Origin of the sequence: Pseudomonas sp. Q12-87 (assembly GCF_001269755.1) — a bacterium.
Classification (GTDB): Bacteria; Pseudomonadota; Gammaproteobacteria; order Pseudomonadales; family Pseudomonadaceae; genus Aquipseudomonas; species Aquipseudomonas fluorescens_S.
Map to the genome: position 1 here is coordinate 133,050 of NZ_LHVI01000013.1, position 16,754 is coordinate 149,803.

At 55.9% G+C, this 16,754-nt stretch carries 23 protein-coding genes and 3 tRNA genes; 14 read left to right on the top strand and 12 right to left on the bottom strand.

The genetic code is table 11. The features are described from left to right. Positions 1-2 precede the first annotated feature (2 nt). From AD663_RS08475 to AD663_RS08490, 4 genes are all read left to right on the top strand, one after another. Positions 3-79 (top strand) — tRNA-Asp (locus AD663_RS08475). Positions 80-168: 89 nt separating this feature from the next. Further along, a tRNA-Asp gene (locus tag AD663_RS08480) sits at positions 169-245 on the top strand. 268 nt (positions 246-513) lie between these two features. After that, positions 514-786, top strand: a complete 273-nt coding sequence (locus AD663_RS08485; protein ID WP_003179778.1) for a CopG family ribbon-helix-helix protein — start codon at positions 514-516, stop codon at positions 784-786. Next, positions 786-1,061 carry a type II toxin-antitoxin system RelE/ParE family toxin gene (locus tag AD663_RS08490; protein ID WP_003179780.1) on the top strand — a complete coding sequence of 92 codons (276 nt, stop codon included), beginning with the start codon at positions 786-788 and terminating at the stop codon, positions 1,059-1,061. The genes AD663_RS08485 and AD663_RS08490 overlap by 1 nt, the downstream gene beginning before the upstream one ends. A 36-nt stretch (positions 1,062-1,097) precedes the next feature. Here the strand turns inward: AD663_RS08490 and AD663_RS08495 are convergent, their stop codons facing one another. After that, positions 1,098-2,381: an FAD-binding oxidoreductase gene (locus AD663_RS08495; RefSeq protein ID WP_053213564.1), complete on the bottom strand. Its 1,284-nt coding sequence runs from the start codon at positions 2,379-2,381 to the stop codon at positions 1,098-1,100. A gap of 184 nt (positions 2,382-2,565) precedes the next feature. On the opposite strand from AD663_RS08495, the gene AD663_RS08500 reads away from it, so the two are divergent. Then, a tRNA-Val gene (locus AD663_RS08500) sits at positions 2,566-2,642 on the top strand. 86 nt (positions 2,643-2,728) lie between these two features. Here AD663_RS08500 and AD663_RS28255 read toward each other — a convergent pair. Next, entirely contained in the window at positions 2,729-3,346 is a 618-nt protein-coding gene (locus AD663_RS28255; RefSeq protein WP_371261169.1) for a tyrosine-type recombinase/integrase, read from the bottom strand. Between the two features lie 217 nt (positions 3,347-3,563). Here AD663_RS28255 and AD663_RS08510 point away from each other — a divergent pair, with 217 nt between their 5' ends. After that, a complete protein-coding gene (locus tag AD663_RS08510) occupies positions 3,564-3,968 on the top strand; it encodes a hypothetical protein (RefSeq protein ID WP_053213565.1) in 405 nt (134 codons plus the stop codon). 104 nt (positions 3,969-4,072) lie between these two features. Here AD663_RS08510 and AD663_RS08515 read toward each other — a convergent pair whose 3' ends face one another. After that, entirely contained in the window at positions 4,073-4,441 is a 369-nt protein-coding gene (locus AD663_RS08515) for a hypothetical protein (RefSeq protein WP_003179789.1), read from the bottom strand. Between the two features lie 230 nt (positions 4,442-4,671). Here AD663_RS08515 and AD663_RS08520 point away from each other — a divergent pair, with 230 nt between their 5' ends. Together AD663_RS08520 and AD663_RS08525 are read left to right on the top strand one after the other, a co-directional pair. Then, the gene (locus AD663_RS08520; RefSeq protein WP_152632707.1) at positions 4,672-5,157 is read left to right on the top strand and encodes a hypothetical protein; all 486 of its coding nucleotides are present in this window, start codon (positions 4,672-4,674) and stop codon (positions 5,155-5,157) included. 163 nt (positions 5,158-5,320) lie between these two features. Beyond that, complete coding sequence (locus tag AD663_RS08525) at positions 5,321-6,361, top strand: DMT family transporter (RefSeq protein ID WP_003179793.1); 1,041 nt, start codon at positions 5,321-5,323, stop codon at positions 6,359-6,361. A gap of 475 nt (positions 6,362-6,836) precedes the next feature. Here AD663_RS08525 and AD663_RS08530 read toward each other — a convergent pair whose 3' ends face one another. Then, positions 6,837-7,262, bottom strand: a complete 426-nt coding sequence (locus AD663_RS08530; RefSeq protein WP_225970859.1) for a hypothetical protein — start codon at positions 7,260-7,262, stop codon at positions 6,837-6,839. A gap of 711 nt (positions 7,263-7,973) precedes the next feature. Between AD663_RS08530 and AD663_RS08535 the strand changes: the two genes are divergently transcribed. The 3 genes from AD663_RS08535 to AD663_RS08545 all read left to right on the top strand — a co-directional run bounded on the left by AD663_RS08535 (position 7,974) and on the right by AD663_RS08545 (position 8,939). Further along, the gene (locus AD663_RS08535) at positions 7,974-8,177 is read left to right on the top strand and encodes a hypothetical protein (protein WP_033045955.1); all 204 of its coding nucleotides are present in this window, start codon (positions 7,974-7,976) and stop codon (positions 8,175-8,177) included. A 139-nt stretch (positions 8,178-8,316) separates the two neighbouring features. Further along, on the top strand, positions 8,317-8,529 hold the full coding sequence (locus AD663_RS08540; RefSeq protein ID WP_033045956.1) for a hypothetical protein: 213 nt from the start codon (positions 8,317-8,319) through the stop codon (positions 8,527-8,529). A gap of 140 nt (positions 8,530-8,669) precedes the next feature. Further along, on the top strand, positions 8,670-8,939 hold the full coding sequence (locus AD663_RS08545) for a YceK/YidQ family lipoprotein (protein WP_003179799.1): 270 nt from the start codon (positions 8,670-8,672) through the stop codon (positions 8,937-8,939). Here AD663_RS08545 and AD663_RS08550 read toward each other — a convergent pair. Continuing rightward, positions 8,917-9,831, bottom strand: coding sequence for a LysR substrate-binding domain-containing protein (locus AD663_RS08550; protein WP_003179801.1), 915 nt, complete (start codon positions 9,829-9,831; stop codon positions 8,917-8,919). The two genes, AD663_RS08545 and AD663_RS08550, sit on opposite strands and share 23 nt — an antisense overlap. A gap of 106 nt (positions 9,832-9,937) precedes the next feature. Here AD663_RS08550 and AD663_RS08555 point away from each other — a divergent pair, with 106 nt between their 5' ends. From AD663_RS08555 to AD663_RS29050, 3 genes are all read left to right on the top strand, one after another. Continuing rightward, positions 9,938-10,387, top strand: coding sequence for a PACE efflux transporter (locus AD663_RS08555; protein ID WP_003179803.1), 450 nt, complete (start codon positions 9,938-9,940; stop codon positions 10,385-10,387). Positions 10,388-10,468: 81 nt separating this feature from the next. Continuing rightward, positions 10,469-10,708, top strand: a complete 240-nt coding sequence (locus tag AD663_RS08560; protein ID WP_152632708.1) for a hypothetical protein — start codon at positions 10,469-10,471, stop codon at positions 10,706-10,708. A 263-nt stretch (positions 10,709-10,971) separates the two neighbouring features. Further along, the gene (locus tag AD663_RS29050; protein ID WP_160167764.1) at positions 10,972-11,124 is read left to right on the top strand and encodes a hypothetical protein; all 153 of its coding nucleotides are present in this window, start codon (positions 10,972-10,974) and stop codon (positions 11,122-11,124) included. A 99-nt stretch (positions 11,125-11,223) separates the two neighbouring features. Here the strand turns inward: AD663_RS29050 and AD663_RS28265 are convergent, their stop codons facing one another. From AD663_RS28265 to AD663_RS08595, 7 genes are all read right to left on the bottom strand, one after another. Next, positions 11,224-11,400 carry a DUF3606 domain-containing protein gene (locus AD663_RS28265; protein ID WP_003179811.1) on the bottom strand — a complete coding sequence of 59 codons (177 nt, stop codon included), beginning with the start codon at positions 11,398-11,400 and terminating at the stop codon, positions 11,224-11,226. A gap of 107 nt (positions 11,401-11,507) precedes the next feature. After that, a complete protein-coding gene (locus tag AD663_RS08570) occupies positions 11,508-11,936 on the bottom strand; it encodes a DUF2628 domain-containing protein (protein WP_003179813.1) in 429 nt (142 codons plus the stop codon). Between the two features lie 435 nt (positions 11,937-12,371). After that, a complete protein-coding gene (locus tag AD663_RS08575) occupies positions 12,372-12,578 on the bottom strand; it encodes a hypothetical protein (RefSeq protein ID WP_033045958.1) in 207 nt (68 codons plus the stop codon). A 298-nt stretch (positions 12,579-12,876) separates the two neighbouring features. Continuing rightward, entirely contained in the window at positions 12,877-14,088 is a 1,212-nt protein-coding gene (locus AD663_RS08580) for an MFS transporter (protein WP_003179817.1), read from the bottom strand. A 38-nt stretch (positions 14,089-14,126) separates the two neighbouring features. Continuing rightward, on the bottom strand, positions 14,127-14,513 hold the full coding sequence (locus AD663_RS08585) for an ectoine synthase (protein ID WP_003179818.1): 387 nt from the start codon (positions 14,511-14,513) through the stop codon (positions 14,127-14,129). A gap of 19 nt (positions 14,514-14,532) precedes the next feature. Further along, on the bottom strand, positions 14,533-15,714 hold the full coding sequence (locus tag AD663_RS08590; protein ID WP_053213566.1) for a hypothetical protein: 1,182 nt from the start codon (positions 15,712-15,714) through the stop codon (positions 14,533-14,535). Continuing rightward, complete coding sequence (locus tag AD663_RS08595) at positions 15,707-16,738, bottom strand: hypothetical protein (protein ID WP_083455118.1); 1,032 nt, start codon at positions 16,736-16,738, stop codon at positions 15,707-15,709. The genes AD663_RS08590 and AD663_RS08595 overlap by 8 nt, the downstream gene beginning before the upstream one ends. Positions 16,739-16,754: the final 16 nt, after the last annotated feature.

A 16,754-nucleotide genomic window follows, 5' to 3' on the forward strand; every position in this document is an offset into this window, starting at 1 on the left:
GCGCAGCGGTAGTTCAGTCGGTTAGAATACCGGCCTGTCACGCCGGGGGTCGCGGGTTCGAGTCCCGTCCGCTGCGCCATATTTTCCGAAGCAGGTTCGCCTGGTTCGAGATCAAGACCCAAGGGTCATGATCAGACGAGTTAACTGGACGCAAGTCCATAGCGATACGCAGCGGTAGTTCAGTCGGTTAGAATACCGGCCTGTCACGCCGGGGGTCGCGGGTTCGAGTCCCGTCCGCTGCGCCATATCTGCTTCGAGGCCCACTGAACGCCTTGGAGCTAGGAAGAAAGCTGCAGGGCTATCTTCTAGTCGATAGCAAAGACCCTGGTCGAAAGACCGGGGTTTTTTGTTTTTGTGGTCTGGGTTTTTCTGTCCCCCTTTGTCAGCTCTGACGGCACGTTTGACGATGCGTTCTTATTCAGTATGATTAACTTTAAATCGAATCGCCGAAGAGTTGCGTAGAATCAGGCGACCTGAACTCAAGAAGACGTAACGATTTGGAGTAATCCTGACATGGCTACCACCACGAAAACCCGATCTGTCACGGCTCACGTCCCTGAGCAACTGGCCCAAAAAGTCGATTTGATGGCGGAGCGTCTGGAACGCTCCAAAAACTGGATCGTTAAACAGGCACTGTCGGCTTGGATAGATCAGGAAGAAGAGCGTAGTCGCATGACTCATGAGGCCCTGGCTGATGTTGACGCTGGTCGGGTGATTGACCAGCAAGCTGTCCAAGCCTGGGCTGATAGCCTTAGTACCGACACTCCGTTGCCGGTGCCGCGCTGATGGAGTTGAAGTGGACGAGCAAGGCGCTCTCTGATATATCCCGGCTTTACGAATTTCTGGCGGCAGTGAATCAGCCTGCGGCGGCACGAACGATGCAGCAGCTCACCGCTGCACCGATCACGTTGCTGACCAACCCGCGTATCGGTGAACGCCTTGAAGAGTTCGAGCCGCGGGATGTGCGCCGAATTCAGATCGGCCACTATGAGGTGCGTTACGAAATAATAGATTCCACCGTTTACCTGCTACGCCTGTGGCATACCCGCGAGAATCGATAGCAGGGTTAGCCGGCTGCGGGTGATTAATCGCGAGTCTCAAAACCCAAGCTTATCCCTCAGCCCGTAATACCAAGCCCCCATCGCCGCAAACGGCGTGCGCAACAGTTGACCGCCAGGGAAAGGGTAGTGCGGCAGGTCCGCAAACGCATCAAAACGCTCAGCCTGACCACGTAGCGCCTCGGCCAGAACCTTGCCCGCCAAGTGCGTATACGTCACCCCATGACCGCTGCAGCCTTGAGAATAATAAATGTTATCCCCCAGGCGCCCGACCTGCGGAAGCCGCGACAGCGTCAGTAGGAAATTTCCGGTCCAGGCGTAATCAATCTTCACATCCTTGAGCTGCGGAAATGCCTTGAGCATCTTCGGTCGGATGATCGCCTCGATATTCGCCGGATCCCTCGCGCCATACACCACGCCGCCGCCGAAGATCAGGCGTTTGTCGCCTGTCAGCCGGTAGTAATCGAGCAGGTAGTTGCAGTCCTCGACACAGTAATCCTGAGGCAACAAACGATGAGCCAGCTCATCGCCCAACGGCTCGGTGGCTATCACCTGTGTGCCGCAAGGCATGGATTTGGCCGCCAGCTCCGGCACCAGATTGCCCAGGTAGGCATTGCCCGCCACGATAATGAACTTGGCCCTGACCTTGCCCTGGGGGGTATGCACCACCGGACTGGCGCCACGCTCGATACGCACCGCCGGCGACTGTTCATAAATCACCCCGCCCAGCGATTCCACAGCCGCCGCTTCGCCCAATGCCAGGTTGAGCGGATGGATATGCCCTCCGCTCATGTCCAACATGCCACCCACATACTCCTCGCAAGCCACCACCTCGCGAATACGCCGCTGATCCAGCAGCTCCAGCTGGTTATGGCCGAAACGCTCCCATAAACGCTTCTGCGACTCCAGATGATCCATTTGTTTAGCGGTGAGGGCGGCGAATACACCGCCATCCTTCAAATCACACTGAATCTGATACTTCGCCACCCGCTCACGAATGATCCGCCCGCCCTCGAACGCCATGTTGCCCAGCAACTGCGCCTGTTGAGGGCCAACGCTACGCTCGATCACGTCGATGTCGCGGCTGTAACTATTAACGATCTGCCCGCCATTGCGTCCCGAAGCCCCAAAACCCACCTTGGCCGCTTCCAGGATCGTGACCTTGAAACCGTTCTCCAGCAAAAACAGCGCAGAGGACAGGCCGGTGTAACCAGCGCCGATCACGCATACATCGGTTTCGACGTCATCCTGCAGGGCAGGGCGGGGCGGAACCGGGTTGGCCGACGCGGCGTAATAAGACTCTGGATACGATGTGTTCGCCATTCTGGAACCTCTGTTTTATATTTTTTACGAATGCGCCGATCCTACCCGAGATAAAAATCGGCCGCCAGCCACCTCCAAATCTTCGTCCCATCGATGAAATTAAATATTTTGCATATTCATAGGGTTAGGTGAAAAAAAAGGTGTTGACACCCCTTTGGAATTCCGTAGAATGCCGCCTCACAGCAGGCACGTAGCTCAGTTGGTTAGAGCACCACCTTGACATGGTGGGGGTCGTTGGTTCGAGTCCAATCGCGCCTACCAAACAAAATCCGCTCTGCTGGGCGGTCTAGAAGGGCTCACCGAAAGGTGAGCCCTTTTTGCTTTCTGCGATTTGCAAAACCCTCACCTCAGAACGCCAATCCGGCGCCCACTTCGACGTACTCGATCGTCTTGTCGGCATGCCCCTCCTGATAATGCTTCGTCATCTTCTCGTCCGCGTGGCCCATCAGTGCCTGGATGTAATCCATAGGAAAGTTCTGCTGCTCGTACAGCCATGCTCCTAAAGCGCGGATCTCGTGAAAAGTGGGGCGCTCGCCGGCCGGCACATGATCATAGGCGTGCGCCGCGTCCCGCGCCTTGCTGAACTCCTTGGTCAGATAGTCCGGTGTGACCGACGTCCAGTGATCCTTCGCATCGATCTGCTCGCGGCGCCTGGCCTTCGGCTTGTAGTGGATCAGGTACGGCGAAGCCAGCGGCGACCGCAGGCACTCGCCGACGACCTCGCGCAGGGCGGCACCCATGGTTATTTTCAGGTGGACAGGGTTGTCATAGCCTTGGGTTTTGCCGGGTGAGATGGTCAGCGTGTTCTTGTCCATGTCCGCCGCCGACTTCAGCCAGGTCACGATATCTTCCCGGCGCTGAAGGCTGGCCAGTGCCAGGCGGATCGCGCGCTTCAGCCACGGCGGCGTCGTCGCGGCGTCAATGGGAAAAGGTGTGGGAAAAGGGGACGGGAAAAGGGGACAGATTTATTTTTGCTTCGCTACGCTGAGAATTTTCATCGAATGGATTCGCTTGGATCTACTAGCAGCCTTGAAAAAATCCGTCCCTTTTTCCTTGCCCAAGATCCTTCAGTTGAGCGATATGAGTCACGGCGCGCGAGGCGCACCTCTCCGCGGGCTAGGGTGGCAATTTGATGGCTGATAAGATTGAATAACCCAATTTTGCGAATGGATGAGGCTGGTTATGCAGTTTGCGCGAGGTTTACGGATTTTCGGTATCGCGGCGCTGGCGGTGATGGCAGCAGGGTGCAAGTCATACACAGAGAAGGCGGCGGAAGGGCTGCCAAACGCTCAAACCGCCGGTATTCGTGCGATTGAGAAGACGCTCACGATTGCCAGCGTGGACGGAGCAGATACTCTTTATGTCCTCTATACGCAGCGGACTGAGTATCGATTGACAGCGGGGCACCACCGCTTAGAATTAAAAAAGTGGACGGGTACACGGGCGACACGGCCGATTTTCCGGGACGTCAATCTGATCGCTGGTCGAGAGTACGGTCTCAAGTCAGTGCCAAGCGAAGACTGGTGGGACTTCATGCTTGAGGATATGGAAACGGGTCAACGTGTAGACAAGCCAGTCAACCCGTAAAGCAACCGGTTTAGGGAGAAGTGGCAGGTCAACTCACAGTTATGGTCTGTCCTGGGTTCCCCTGAGAGCTGACAAACCCTGAATGTCGTAGCCCGCATACACATCTACCATTTTGCAGAAAACCAGTATCTGGCGAGCTTCACTTGAGTCCTGAGGCCTACCTGCCCTTTGATGCATAAATCTTCAAGTTCTTCGACTGATCTTGGAGAATCCTTCTTCAGGCTAGGTCTGAGGCCATCCTGATAGGTCGGAGCAAATTCAGGACTTGCTTGCGAAAGAAGCCGGATCGCTTTCGCGTAGTCATCCTCAAGATCCTGCGGCAGAGCTCCGCACGCTGCTTTTGTTTGCTGATAAACCTTCCCCCACATGTAGCCCGATTGGTCAGGGGTATTGAGATCAGAATAGGTATTGGCTGTTGCAGGGGCGAAGTAAAAACTGAACGACATTGCCGCGATTAAAGATTGCTTGTGCATTGTTAGCTGGCCCTTCCGTGGTTGAGAAGGTCCATTCTATACGGCGTGTCGCCCGGGCTTTAACAGCCGAAACAAAAAAAGCTCTGTTAAAATCGCGTCACCATTTTTGAAAAGGAGCCGTTATGAAACGGATTGCGCTTCTAGCGGTTGCGGTTGCGCTCCTTAGCGGGTGTGCGGGACCCGCTTGGAAAATCTCAAGCACGACTCATACGCTTACCAAAAGAACCAGCATGATGGTCATCACTGGGAATTACCCAGCGGCGCAATCGATCTTTGCCGATCCATTGGAGCTATATCCTGTTGTGCGTAAAGAGGGTGAAGAACTCTATGTTGGGTTGATGGCTGGAGGCGATATTCGGCCACCCGTTGTGACAGCCGATATATGGATTGATCAGAACGAGGTCTGGATGATTTCGTCGCAGGAAACTCCTATATCCCTGACGCTTCCATCTATGGAGCTGTTACTCGGACTGAGCCCTGATGTCACAGAGCAGGCCCGGACCCAGGGGTTGGATGTCCTCAAGGTCATGGGCGGCAACGTACTTGCCAGGGGCGACAAAGCCAAGGCCATTCTGAAACAGATGCTTGCGGGCCGGGTTTTGAAATACAGGACGGTTGATATCAAACGGGCAACGTCTCCAACCCGTGAGGTTATTTTGGACGAATCGTTTTCTCATTCACTCCAAATGATCGGGGTGGATCAGAGGAGCTTATGAACGAAACAGTAACCGCCGCTGATATCGAGATCGATCCTGGTCTTCAATAAATGGCTGAGCGTTTTTTTCCGTAACCGTCCAGCCAATACCCCTTAGCAAGCGAAGCAAACCGTGCGCCTCGCGGTATGATGACTCTCCACGAAATTCTGGTGCGGAGTTATTGATGAACCTGAGCGTTTTGTATGCGTTGGCCGCTGCCGCGTTATTTGGCGCCAGCACGCCGCTTGCCAAGTTGCTTGGTCTCAATGTTCCCCCTGTATTACTCGCCGGCCTCCTTTACTTGGGCAGTGGTCTGGGTCTGACAGTTGTCCGTTTTGTGCGTGACCATGGCTGGAAACCGGTCGGTCTCGCGTCATCTGAATGGCCTTGGCTTCTCGGCGCAATCGCGTTCGGGGGAGTGCTCGGGCCCGTTGCGCTGATGTTCGGATTAACCAGGACATCCGGCGCGACGGCTTCGTTGATGCTTAATCTCGAAGCTGTGCTTACTGCATTATTGGCTTGGGTCGTATTCAAGGAAAACGCGGATCGGCGCATCGTGTGGGGCATGATTGCGATCATTGCCGGCGGCATGGTTTTGGCTTGGCCTCTGGAAAACATGCAGGATCATGATTGGCTAGGGTTGTTGGCGGTCTCTCTAGCCTGTTTGTGCTGGGCAATTGATAACAACCTGACACGCAAGGTTTCTGCGTCAGACGCGCTTTTTGTGGCAGGTTTCAAAGGCTTGGTAGCTGGCTTGGTCAATTGTTCGTTGGCGCTGCTCCTGGGATCCAGGCTTCTTGATTTTTCGGTGCTTGCGCCGACGCTAGTGCTCGGTTTTCTGGGCTATGGCGTCAGTCTGGTGCTCTTTGTCCTGGCGCTGCGTGGCCTCGGTTCAGCGCGTACAGGGGCGTATTTTTCGACTGCGCCGTTTCTAGGCGCGGCCATCGCAATCGTAGCTATGGGCGAGCCTGTGTCATTGTCGTTTTGGGCAGCCGCTGTGCTGATGGGGATTGGGGTATGGCTTCACCTCACTGAAAGCCACGCGCACGAGCACCAGCACATGCCGCTGACGCATGCGCATCGCCACGTTCACGATGAGCATCACCAGCACGAACATTCGTTTGAGTGGAGCGGGACTGGTGCACATAGCCATGTTCATGAACATGCGCAGATCCGGCACAGCCACCCCCACTTCCCGGATATCCACCACAGGCATCCCCATTAGATGCATGGATTGAAATACTCACGGCGCAATAGGCTGGAGTCTTGAATAAAAGTTGCTGGCGCCAAGAAGTGGCGTCCGCCGAAGTCACCTTGCATGAATCAGGTCGGCACCCACTGAGAGGGCAAAGAGTTGATCAATTCCACTGGCACGCTGCGTTGGCAGCCGCGTCAGCATATTTTTGAGTGAATCCAGGGACAGACCACGATTATGCAGGCTCCACCAAGCTCGGTCCCTCAAGCGGCTGCGTCCTGATCGCTTGTTGCCTTGACTCGTGGCAAATTGATGTTATGTGTTTTTTGCGAAGCTTAGAAAGGTAGCGCGGTAGATGTACCGTAACCATCTTCGCAGGCTGCGAAAAGGAATCTGTGGGATGGGTTCGAGGGGGCTTGTTACGGGCTGCGCGAAGACGTCGAGCGGGCGGGTACGGCACGCATAAAAAGCCCGCAAGAGAGGCGGGCTTATTCAGGGCTGACCTTTAAAGACAATCGGACTTGCCTATCTGAAATTCAGTGATTGGAGAGCTGCTTGAGTCATTGATTATGTATTTGATTAAGAGCCCCGACTTCACGAACTGTCCTAGACCTTTTTCATCGCAGGATACAGAGGCCGCAAGGGTCTTTTTTTCCTTAGTAAATACGTCGGAATCGATTTCATCTTTCGAGATTTTTGTAAGCGTATAGGAAATACGCATGATCCCGTCTGTATAGGTTACCGAATCGAGGCGAGTGTCATCGATTATCTTAGGGGACTGGGCATTCATGATGAGCGCGATCCCTTTGAGCTGGCGTTCTTGCTCTTCCTTTTTGTCTTCCGAAGCAGACCGGGCATGCCAGAGCTGAAGCAGGACAAAGAGAGAGATCATTACTGAAAAAAATAGGACGGGGCCGCGGTACTGCTTCAATTGAAATATCCATGTCAAAAGGCTATCAGTTATTTGATCATGCCGTCCCGCTCATCTCAAGCTGGAAAATGCCGATGATCGTGTGGTTGAAGAGGGTCCTGGTCTGTCTCCAGTTTTCTTTCCCTCCCTCGTCCGGAGGAAAGCACCACAGCCTTAACGCGAACCTCGTCCATTAATAGATTCGGGTGCGCCCAACGCCAGTTCAGACGGCTGCTGTTTCTAAGATGGCTGGATGAAATACAGTAATCTGTTACCAAATTGATGGGGCTTATATGAAGAAAGTAGTTTTGGCACTCATGCTGGTCGCCCTGACAGCCTGCATGCCTTATCGATCAGTGACCTCGACAGATCCAAATTGGATGCGTTTGGGTGGAGATGAGCCTGAAGGTTATCCAAGGACGTTTGTTGAGAATCTGAGCGGCAATTGCTCTTTGGTTACCGAGTCATGGTCTGAGGGAAGAATCAATGGTCGTCTGCTGTGGACCAAGAAGCAGTCTCGAAAGGCTGTTACCTGTCCATAGGCGCCTGTGTAAGGGCTGATTCCGCGCCGGGAAGATAGGGCAAATCACGAATATGAGACCGGCTAAATTAATGTGGGCATATCGTGGTCTGCCCCCCAATTTTCCCGTAGCGGCGCAATAGTGATGGTAGATTTTCAGCGACATGTAGCGAGCGCCCTGTTCGCAATCCAATTCAATGCGGAGGAACCGGATGACGACGAAACAGTCAGCAGACTCCAAAACAGCAACTGCCGCCGATATCGAGCGATCGATCCTTGCCCTCAATAAAATGGCTGAGCGTCTTTGGGGTGATGGCCGTGAAGCTGAAGCAAAGGCTCTTTTAGACGCCTTGGATGCACTAAACCGCGCGTTGGATCGCATTAGGATTGGGGAGAGCCGCAGGGTTCTCCATTGAAACGAAGCGGTGCTCAGTTTATTCCTTAAATGAATTTACCGACGGTCCGACTATATGGAATTACCTCCGCCCAAGGGACTCCACTGCTTGAGGAATATGTATTCCCCAATTGCGGTGAACTCCGCCCGAGGCAAGCGCAATGACGTCGTTCGAAGAATTCAGGGCAACATCCCATGGGCTTCTCAAGGAGCTGGACGCAGCGACGACGAAAATGATGATGTTGGTTTCTGCCAAAGAAATATCCGGTCCTTTTTGGGAGGATGCCGCCCAGCGGCATCATGACGCTGTGGATGCTTGGCATTCCTTTCTCAATATCCGTTCAGATCTCGCGGTGGGTCCGCCTTCTTCTTAAAAGCGAGGACGGAAGGGGCGGGGTCGTTGCGGGCGCAGGCGGCGCAGTGAGGAAAACGGGCGGCTTATGTCGCCCGTTTCGGATGGCTTGGAGTAGAGTGCGGATGGCTTTTCTTCTGTCCCGTATTGATGAGTAACTGCATGAAACTGTTCTTTGGCATGTTCGCCGTTGCTCTATTGGCGGGATGTTCGACGCTGGCTGAAACCTTCGATGATCGTCCGCGTTGCGGTGTTCATCCCTATTGCGGGGCTTCCACGGATATCGAGGTAATCAAGGCTGCAACGGACGAAAACGCCGGCATATTTCGCGCCTTGGTGCCGCTGGCAGTGATCGATCTGCCGTTCAGCCTGGTCGCCGATACGCTGTTGCTGCCGTATACCGCGTTCGCTAAAGAACCTGTCCAGCCCTGACGGTCGTTCCCTGCGTCACGCTGCCCAGCAACCACTCGTTAAACGCCCGCACCAGCGGTTGCCGCTCTCGCCCGGGCACGCACACCACGGTGTATCGCGCTCCCGCCAGGCGAATCTCAGGGCGATAGCTGATCAATTGGCCGCGTGCGATCGCTTCGGCAACCAGTACGTTGCTGGCGAGTACCAGTCCGTGGCCGACGATTGCGGCTTGCAAGGCGTGGTGCTCCTCGTCATAGCGCCGCAAACGGGCGGTGCCCAGCCAGTCCAAAGTGTTGGCCTTGGCACACCAGGTAGGCCAGTCAACCGCGACATTCACGCTACTCAGCCACGGCACATCGATCAGTTCCACGGGCGAGCCCGGTGCGGGCGGTTGCCAGTCGGGGCGGCAATAGACGCCAAAGTACTCGTCCAGCAACGGCTGCTCGAACAGCTGTGGGTCGGGTGTGAAGAGGGCGCGGATCGCCAGGTCGATGCTTGCATCCCGTCGCAGGTCCACCACGTCATTGCTGCTGTGCAGGCTGATGTCGATCTCCGGATGCAACCGATGAAAATCGCCGAGTCGCGGTATCAGCCAGAGGCTGGCAAATGCCGGTGTGGTACTCACGACCAAGGACTTCGCGCCACACGGCGGCGACAGCGCTTGCAGGCCATGTTGAATATCCAGCAAGGCGCGGTGCAGTTGCGGGTGGAGGCGCTCGCCGTCGACACTCAGGCGCACGCTCTGACTGGAGCGCTCGAACAGTCGCACGCCAAGGTAGGCTTCCAGGCTCTTGACCTGATGGGAAATCGCCGCCGGGCTGACATTCAGCTCGTGGGCTGCCGCCTTGAAGCTGCCCAGTCGTGCGGCGGACTCGAAGCCGCGCACGGCGGTGAGGGGCAGTTTGGCAAACATGGGCGGGTAGGTTACTCAGGTTGAGCGTGGCTCAATTTAGCTCAATTGTGCGCGGCTGCTCAACTTGCCAGGCTGTGGTCTCCCACCTCACTCCAGGAGCCCAGCGATGCAAGGCACGCCCCGTAAAATCCTTCAGGCCATCCTTTACGAAGCCGGTGGTGTGCTGTTCGTGGCGCCGGCGTTGGCGCTGATCTACGGGCAGGGCATGGGCTATTCAACCCTGCTGTCTCTGGTGATATCCGCGGTCGCGCTCGCCTGGAACATGCTTTTCAACGGTCTGTTCGAGTGGTGGGAGCGCCGGCAACGCAACCGTCAGCGAAACTGGCGGCGGCGACTTCTTCACTCGCTGGGATTTGAAGGTGGCTTGACACTGATTCTTACCCCCGTAATTGCGGCATGGCTGGGGATCAGCCTGTGGTTGGCGTTGGTGACCAACCTGGGGTTGTTTGCATTCTTCTTTTTCTATTCGCTGGTTTTTCAATGGCTGTTCGATCGAATGTTTGATGTGCCGCTTTCGGCGCAATCCGGCGGCGGGCCGGTATCCGATGCTCGTTGAGTAAACGTCGCCTCTCCCAGGTAATTGGAACTGTCGCCACACCGCAGGCTCTCCTGAATATCAATGATCGGGAGGCGCGGCATGAAGTGCTATCTATGTGGATTGGAAGGGCAGGAAGCCGAACCCATGTCGGGGGGCGAGCTCGTCAGCTGTCAGGATTGCGGCGTGTATAGGATTTCAGGGCTTGTGTTGAAAGAGCTTGGCGCAAAGCAGATCGATTACCTGAAGATGCGTGAAGACTTGCATCGCCAACGCCAGGACAACGCTACGTCCATTGCTGAGATCAACACCGAAACGGCCATCTGGCGCGCGGGTTCCTGATGGAATGGCAAGGGCAGACGTCTACAGAATCGCATTCGAGAACCAGCGCTGGACGCTCTACAAGGCTCACGGCTACAAACCGATCCTGCACGCTGAGACCCACGACGAATTGATCAACCATGTGCTGACATTGACGCGGGGGAAGGGCGTCATCGTTCGTTTCGCTTCTGAGGCTGGGGTTCGTGAGCTGAGGCTTGGAGAAGTTGAAACGGACGAGTCTTAGCCGACCGCGCTGAGCTAATTTGAACTGCCAGTGCAGTGGTATGCCCAACCCCTATCACCATGAGGACTGGCCAATGACGGATGAGCAGAAAAAAGAACAACCAAAGGACAACGCTCCTGCGCATTCAACCGAGCAGGAGCGTGAGCGTCTGAAAGACTTCAATAAGGATGGCATTCCGCCGGGTTCCTCCTGATTGAAGCGATTTCCAACGAACTTATCGATCCTTGTTAAGAAAGCAAGGTAGAGGTTTGTCTCGACGTAAAAAAGCCCTACATCAATGTAGGGCTTTTGATTATTTCTTAAGTTGCCGGCGAACATCTATGACCGCCGATCCAACGGCTTTCACGGCTGCCTTGAGCTCGTCTTCGGTGACGCCGAGCTCTTTCGTCCAGTATCTGACTTCCCACTCTTCGGAGGTGCTGATGCGGCTGCGGTCTTGCGGTCCGCGGTTGCTCAAGTCGTCTGCCATTGTAGAGCTCCTGGGTAAGCCTGGTAACACCAGGCGACACCCAGTAGACAGTCAATCCGCGCCGTTTGCGTCATTCGTTTTGCGGCGCGTCATGGCCAAGCTTGCGATCAGAGACGCATGCCTTTGAACGGATTCCAGCCTTGTTCACCTTTCACTTCTTTCAGGTAGTACGCGTAGTTAGTCATGAGGGTGTACATCATCGACATCGCAACGTTCAGACCCATGCTCAACGGTCGTGGGAAATCCATGCCGATGACTGCGAAGATCACGCTCAATACGATATTGATCGCCAGGAAAATACCAAGCAGGGCAAGATTTTTCTTCCAGAGGCCCAAGACGAACAGGTAGATAGGGCCGAAGAAAAACGCGATCACGTTGGCGTTGATAAGTATTTTTTTCTTGACGCCGGGCAGCGTCTTGACGGCTTCCTTGTATCTCGGATCGTTTGGCGCACCATAGGTTTCAAAAAAATCAAAGCGTTCCTGCCATTTGGCACTGTGTTTACCGGTGCTTTGCACTTGTTCAGTTGTGCTCATTTCAAGGCTCCTGCTTCCATGAATAGTTTTTCTTTCTTTCAAGAAAATCCTGCGCTCTGTTCCAGAGCATTGATTGCCTTGATCTTCGACGAAGGGCTCGAGTGAGTCGCCTGAAGTATTTATTTTGCCGTTTTATAACCGTCGTTGTTGAATATTCCGCACGTGCAGCTTGAGCAGTCGTCCGGTCTGTGACGTGCTTCACTCTATTTCTTTAAACGATTTTCTACTAATCCGAGGCCAGCAAGTAGCCGGTCGCCGTCCGGTGCTTTTCAATTCAGTCCAGGTCTTTCTGGCTCGGCTCATTCAGGCGAGATAGATAACTGTTTTGCGCAAGGCCTGCGAGCTGTACTCGGCGCGCTATCGGGTCGCGTGCAGCCCGCTCGATAAAGGCTTGGTAAGCCTCACTTTCGCCTTGCGGATTGAATCAAGGTCAGGTCAGAAACCCAGCGCAGCCGCTTCCCCGAACGAATGATCCTGCAGTGCCGCCATAAAGTGCAGCGGCATTTTCTGTGGCGCCTCGATGGGGGGCAACTCGAAACTTCCCACCACCTGACCCTGAAGCGCACTCAGCCGTATCGACTCTTCTTCCTTTGCTTTTGCCATTCTCGCGTGGTTCGCTGCGATTTCACTAAGAGTTGACACGGTACATCTCCGTTTGCTGACCAAGCATTGATTGATTTGCCGCCGCGTCAGAATTACGTCGTTCTTGGCTGCTGAGACAGGCCAGTGCAAACCCTGAGCCAGGCATGGCCGCCTATCGAGCCCAATATTTAACAAGCGACGAATGGTGGGTCTACTAGCCAAAACCGCCGAGATAGACGCTCAACAATGCCGGGCAACATGACCACCATGCCTCAACGATAAGTCACTGATAATACAAACTGACCCCTTCGAACCATTGTTTTTCCGGGCACCCCGGCATTCTGGATGCCAACATCGATTACTCTGAATCGATTCCATAGGCTGCCGGTGCGGGTGTCGCTTTTTTAAACACGACGACCACGGCAATGCCGATCAGGCTGGTGGCGAAGGCCAGCAGCAAAATCACCTGTTGTGTGCCGATGGGTGCGGCCAACACTGCGACCAGCAGGCCTGCCAACGGTTGGGACAGGTTGTTGAGCAGCGTAATGACACCTACCGTCTTGCCGAAATCCTGGGGCGGAATGATTTGTTGGCGGATGCTGCGCATGTACACGTTGAACATCTTGTCGAAGCCGACGACCAGCAGGAGGCCGACCACATAGCCCCATGCGTGGGGGCTGAACGCCGTGATGAACGCACCAGCGACAATCAACGTGTACGACAGGATTCCCAGCAATTTCATGGGCAGCGTGACCCGCGCCAGGAAAAACAGAATGACGATGGTGGTCACGGCACCGGCTGCCTGCACGCCGGCGTAATAATCCTTACCGGCGCCGTATTGGCCGATGACCATGGCCGCCGAAGTGGCGAGGGTGACACCAATGATCAAGTTGACGCCCACTGCCAGACTGATGACCTTCTTCAGTTCCGCCAGGTTACGGATATGGCCGAAAGCGATGCGCAACGGGTTGAGCCAGAGATCGCGATGTTGCTCGAACGTTTCCAGGGTGACCGAACTGGTGCGCTGCCAGTACAGCATCGTCAGGTCCGCCAATAGGAACAGCCCGGCAATCGCCAATACCACCCAGTGCCACGCCCACACCTCGAGCATCAGCGCGGCGATCAGTGGGCCCAGTACCAATCCGGTCTGATCGGCAATTTGCGAGTAAGACAGGGTCTTGGTGTAGGTGTAGTGCTTGAAGATGTAAGGCATCACCACTTCCCGGGCCATGATGCCCTGGGTGGTCAGTACGCCACACAGTGCCGAGAGGGCCACGATCCAGTAGATGCCTCCAAAGATCGTGTACAAGACCACCGCCGCGACACACGCCACGGCGCGATAGACCTGGCTGATGTGCAGGATACGGATGGGCGAGAACTTGTCGCACAGCGCGCCGCAGATCGGGAACGACAAGTAGCGCGGCAAGGATTCGACGAAGAAGGCCAGGCCCGCCCAGGACACGCTGTTGGTGGTCTGGAACACAATCAGCGGGACGATGAACAGCAGTATCTGGTCGGCCAGCCGGGAGAGAAACATTGAGGTGAAAAAGGCCAGGTAATCCTTGCGCATAGTGTTCTCGTGTCGAGGAACGGGGAGCCGGTTGATGCTCAATAGGCAGAGCCGGACGCGTCATTGAGGTTGTGTCGCTCATCGCCCTTCAGAGGCGGATTGAAGACGCTGACCAGAATCAGATCCTGGTCTTTTCCACCACGCAGGTAATGGCGGTCATGCTGGTCAAGTACATAGATATCGCCGGGGCGAATCGGGTACACGTTGCCCTCCATGTCTTCGATTTCACCCTCACCGGCAATGCAATAGCAGGCCTCGAGGTGGTTGCGATAGTGCAGCAATGACTCTGTCCCGGCGCGCACCACGGTATGGCACACGGTGTAGCCCATGCCGTCTTTTTCAGTCAGCAACCGATGGCTGGTGCCGGCTCCCCACTCGACGAAGTGGGCGGTTTTTTCGATGTCGGATTTATTGCGAACAAACATGCCTGTCTCCTTGGTGGTGTTACGGCGTGATCAGTGCATGGGGGCAGGCCGGCGCATCGAGGACAAAGTCGGCGTAGCCCAACATGGCACTGTCCCAATGGACGTCACGGTGTGCCACCATGGCCTGTAGGTCGCGCCATTGATGGTGAAGCGTGTTATCGCGGGTCATGGATGAGGCGCCCGCATGTTCGACCAGGCGCTGGATGGCTTGAAGACAAAGCCGCGCCACGTAGCTGCGATCACGCTTGAGCCGCAGCAGTTCGTCCATGGACAGCGACCGTCGTGTCTGACCGGATTCATGCAGCATGGACACCAGCGTCGTGTACAAGGCCGTCGCCGCGGACAGTTGCGCGGCGCTATGGGCCAGCCGTTCCCTGGCCGGTGCCGGGATTTTCTGCTGTCTCAGCGATTCGATATAACTGGCATAGGCCCCTTCGGCACAGCCCAGCACGGGCCCGAGAAGGGACGTGGTGATAAAAGGCACGATCGGTACGCTGTACAAGTAGTCGCCGGGTAATTCGCTTGTCCGGTGCGCGAAAATGTCTTCCAGGCGGAAGACCTGTTCGGCGGGCACCAGGACATCGCGTAGCAACACATCGTGCGAACCCGTGGCCGCCATGCCGCAGGTGTCCCACGTATCCAGTATTTCCACGTCGCGGGTCGACACCACCACCAGCATCCGTTCTGAACCGGGCGTGCCGTCGTGATCGGTCACGGGCGCATTGAGCAATAACCAAGTGGCTTGTTCGATACCCGAGCTGAAGCGCCAGGTGCCGTTGACTCTAGTACCGTCCGCGTCCGGCAATAACCGACTGTGGGGACCGACCGATGCGGAAGCAAATAGCTGCGGCCGACCATTCGCGAACAACCGGTGCTGGCATGCCCGGCTCAGGCGGCCCGCAATGGCAGCATGCCCCCCCACCAGGCTGATCATCCAGGCCGTCGAGGCGCACGCGCGGGCGGCCAGTCGGGAGGCTTCCATCAGCACGGGCCAGCCGGGCGTGTCCAAGGGCTCACGGCGAGGGGAGACCAGTTCAAGCAACCCATCGTCGAATAACTCGTCGAATGTCGCCTGGCTCAATGTTCGGTTCTGCTCGGCATCGGCCGCGCGCTGCTGCCAGCCTGCCAGGCGCTGTCGAACCCGCTCTACTGGCGTTGGTCGGATCGCCCCGTCGAGGCTGTGCCTGTCATTCTCAAGCATCGGCGCGTTCCTCTACGTGCGACCGCGGGGCGCAATTCACATAGCCTATGGCGCGAGCCTCGAAGCAAAACCCTTCAGGTTGGTGGCTCGGGCCCAGCACGTTGAGGAATTGCTCGAGTCGGGCCCCATCGTCCGTGGCAACGAACTCATAGAAATTCGTACTGTTCCACAGCAGGTAGACGTGTTTGAAATGACTGGATAGCGCTTCGACGAGCTCGTGCATCAGCACTTGGCCGTTTTGCATTTGCTCCAGCATCTGTTGGCGTTTCCAGTCGATCTCTTCTTGAGTGAAATAACGCGTCTTGAAGCAGTTGTCTTTCATCCGCTCACGCTCCAGGTACTGCCCGACATCCTCGTGGTTGAGCTTTTCAAGAAAAAACACCAAAGCGCCGGGTTTCAGCAATGGCTTGATGTGATTGACCTGGGCTTTGCGGTCGCGGGTATAAAACTGGAAGGCCGCGGTTTCATAGACGTAGTCAAACCCTTCCTTGAATCGCCCGTAAGGCTCTTCAGTGAACAGTCGGGATTGCAGGGTCAGGAACGACTGGGAATAGAACAGGGAACGCGTCGGGTCGGCATGCCGGTCGAAGTGAGATTGGTTGGCTTTGTTGGGTGAGGTGGTGAAGGTGTTGATCAAGCCCCGGGAATGCGCGGCGAGTGCGCGCCCATTGCTGCCGTCAAAGGCATCAATCTCGAAAAAACTGAAGGGGCGGGGCTCAGTGGCCTGCCGGGCTAGTGAGAGCCGCGTGAGGGCGACGCCGACTCTCGCCATCTCTTCCAGGATGTACGGAACGCTCGCCAGGAAATGCAGGAACAGAGGGCCGGCGTCCGCCACCAGTTGGTCGTGGTAGGCCACGACATCGGTATCGGCCATGGTGTGCCGCAGATGGCTGGTCAACGACTGCGCCGGAACCTGGGTCGCACCCGTGGCCAGGCGATGGAAGTGATCGGCCAGATGCAGCATCGAGCTGCTTTTCAAGTCTTCGTCCGGGCTGAAAGAAATCGCCGACTGTGTAACGTCCATTTTTATCGCTCCCTGA

What these genes read in the sequence shown, in the direction of transcription:
- AD663_RS08540 (WP_033045956.1), top strand. Translation starts at nt 8,317, where the DNA reads ATGACGTCGTTCGAAGAATTCAGGGCAACATCCCATGGGCTTCTCAAG.
- AD663_RS08515 (WP_003179789.1), bottom strand. Translation starts at nt 4,441, where the DNA reads ATGCACAAGCAATCTTTAATCGCGGCAATGTCGTTCAGTTTTTACTTC.
- AD663_RS29050 (WP_160167764.1), top strand. Translation starts at nt 10,972, where the DNA reads ATGCCCAACCCCTATCACCATGAGGACTGGCCAATGACGGATGAGCAG.
- AD663_RS08595 (WP_083455118.1), bottom strand. Translation starts at nt 16,738, where the DNA reads ATGGACGTTACACAGTCGGCGATTTCTTTCAGCCCGGACGAAGACTTG.
- AD663_RS08485 (WP_003179778.1), top strand. Translation starts at nt 514, where the DNA reads ATGGCTACCACCACGAAAACCCGATCTGTCACGGCTCACGTCCCTGAG.
- AD663_RS08555 (WP_003179803.1), top strand. Translation starts at nt 9,938, where the DNA reads ATGCAAGGCACGCCCCGTAAAATCCTTCAGGCCATCCTTTACGAAGCC.
- AD663_RS08520 (WP_152632707.1), top strand. Translation starts at nt 4,672, where the DNA reads ATGATGGTCATCACTGGGAATTACCCAGCGGCGCAATCGATCTTTGCC.
- AD663_RS08580 (WP_003179817.1), bottom strand. Translation starts at nt 14,088, where the DNA reads ATGCGCAAGGATTACCTGGCCTTTTTCACCTCAATGTTTCTCTCCCGG.
- AD663_RS08535 (WP_033045955.1), top strand. Translation starts at nt 7,974, where the DNA reads ATGACGACGAAACAGTCAGCAGACTCCAAAACAGCAACTGCCGCCGAT.
- AD663_RS08590 (WP_053213566.1), bottom strand. Translation starts at nt 15,714, where the DNA reads ATGCTTGAGAATGACAGGCACAGCCTCGACGGGGCGATCCGACCAACG.
- AD663_RS08585 (WP_003179818.1), bottom strand. Translation starts at nt 14,513, where the DNA reads ATGTTTGTTCGCAATAAATCCGACATCGAAAAAACCGCCCACTTCGTC.
- AD663_RS08560 (WP_152632708.1), top strand. Translation starts at nt 10,469, where the DNA reads ATGAAGTGCTATCTATGTGGATTGGAAGGGCAGGAAGCCGAACCCATG.
- AD663_RS08490 (WP_003179780.1), top strand. Translation starts at nt 786, where the DNA reads ATGGAGTTGAAGTGGACGAGCAAGGCGCTCTCTGATATATCCCGGCTT.
- AD663_RS08525 (WP_003179793.1), top strand. Translation starts at nt 5,321, where the DNA reads ATGAACCTGAGCGTTTTGTATGCGTTGGCCGCTGCCGCGTTATTTGGC.
- AD663_RS28265 (WP_003179811.1), bottom strand. Translation starts at nt 11,400, where the DNA reads ATGGCAGACGACTTGAGCAACCGCGGACCGCAAGACCGCAGCCGCATC.
- AD663_RS08570 (WP_003179813.1), bottom strand. Translation starts at nt 11,936, where the DNA reads ATGAGCACAACTGAACAAGTGCAAAGCACCGGTAAACACAGTGCCAAA.
- AD663_RS08545 (WP_003179799.1), top strand. Translation starts at nt 8,670, where the DNA reads ATGAAACTGTTCTTTGGCATGTTCGCCGTTGCTCTATTGGCGGGATGT.
- AD663_RS08510 (WP_053213565.1), top strand. Translation starts at nt 3,564, where the DNA reads ATGCAGTTTGCGCGAGGTTTACGGATTTTCGGTATCGCGGCGCTGGCG.
- AD663_RS08495 (WP_053213564.1), bottom strand. Translation starts at nt 2,381, where the DNA reads ATGGCGAACACATCGTATCCAGAGTCTTATTACGCCGCGTCGGCCAAC.
- AD663_RS08550 (WP_003179801.1), bottom strand. Translation starts at nt 9,831, where the DNA reads ATGTTTGCCAAACTGCCCCTCACCGCCGTGCGCGGCTTCGAGTCCGCC.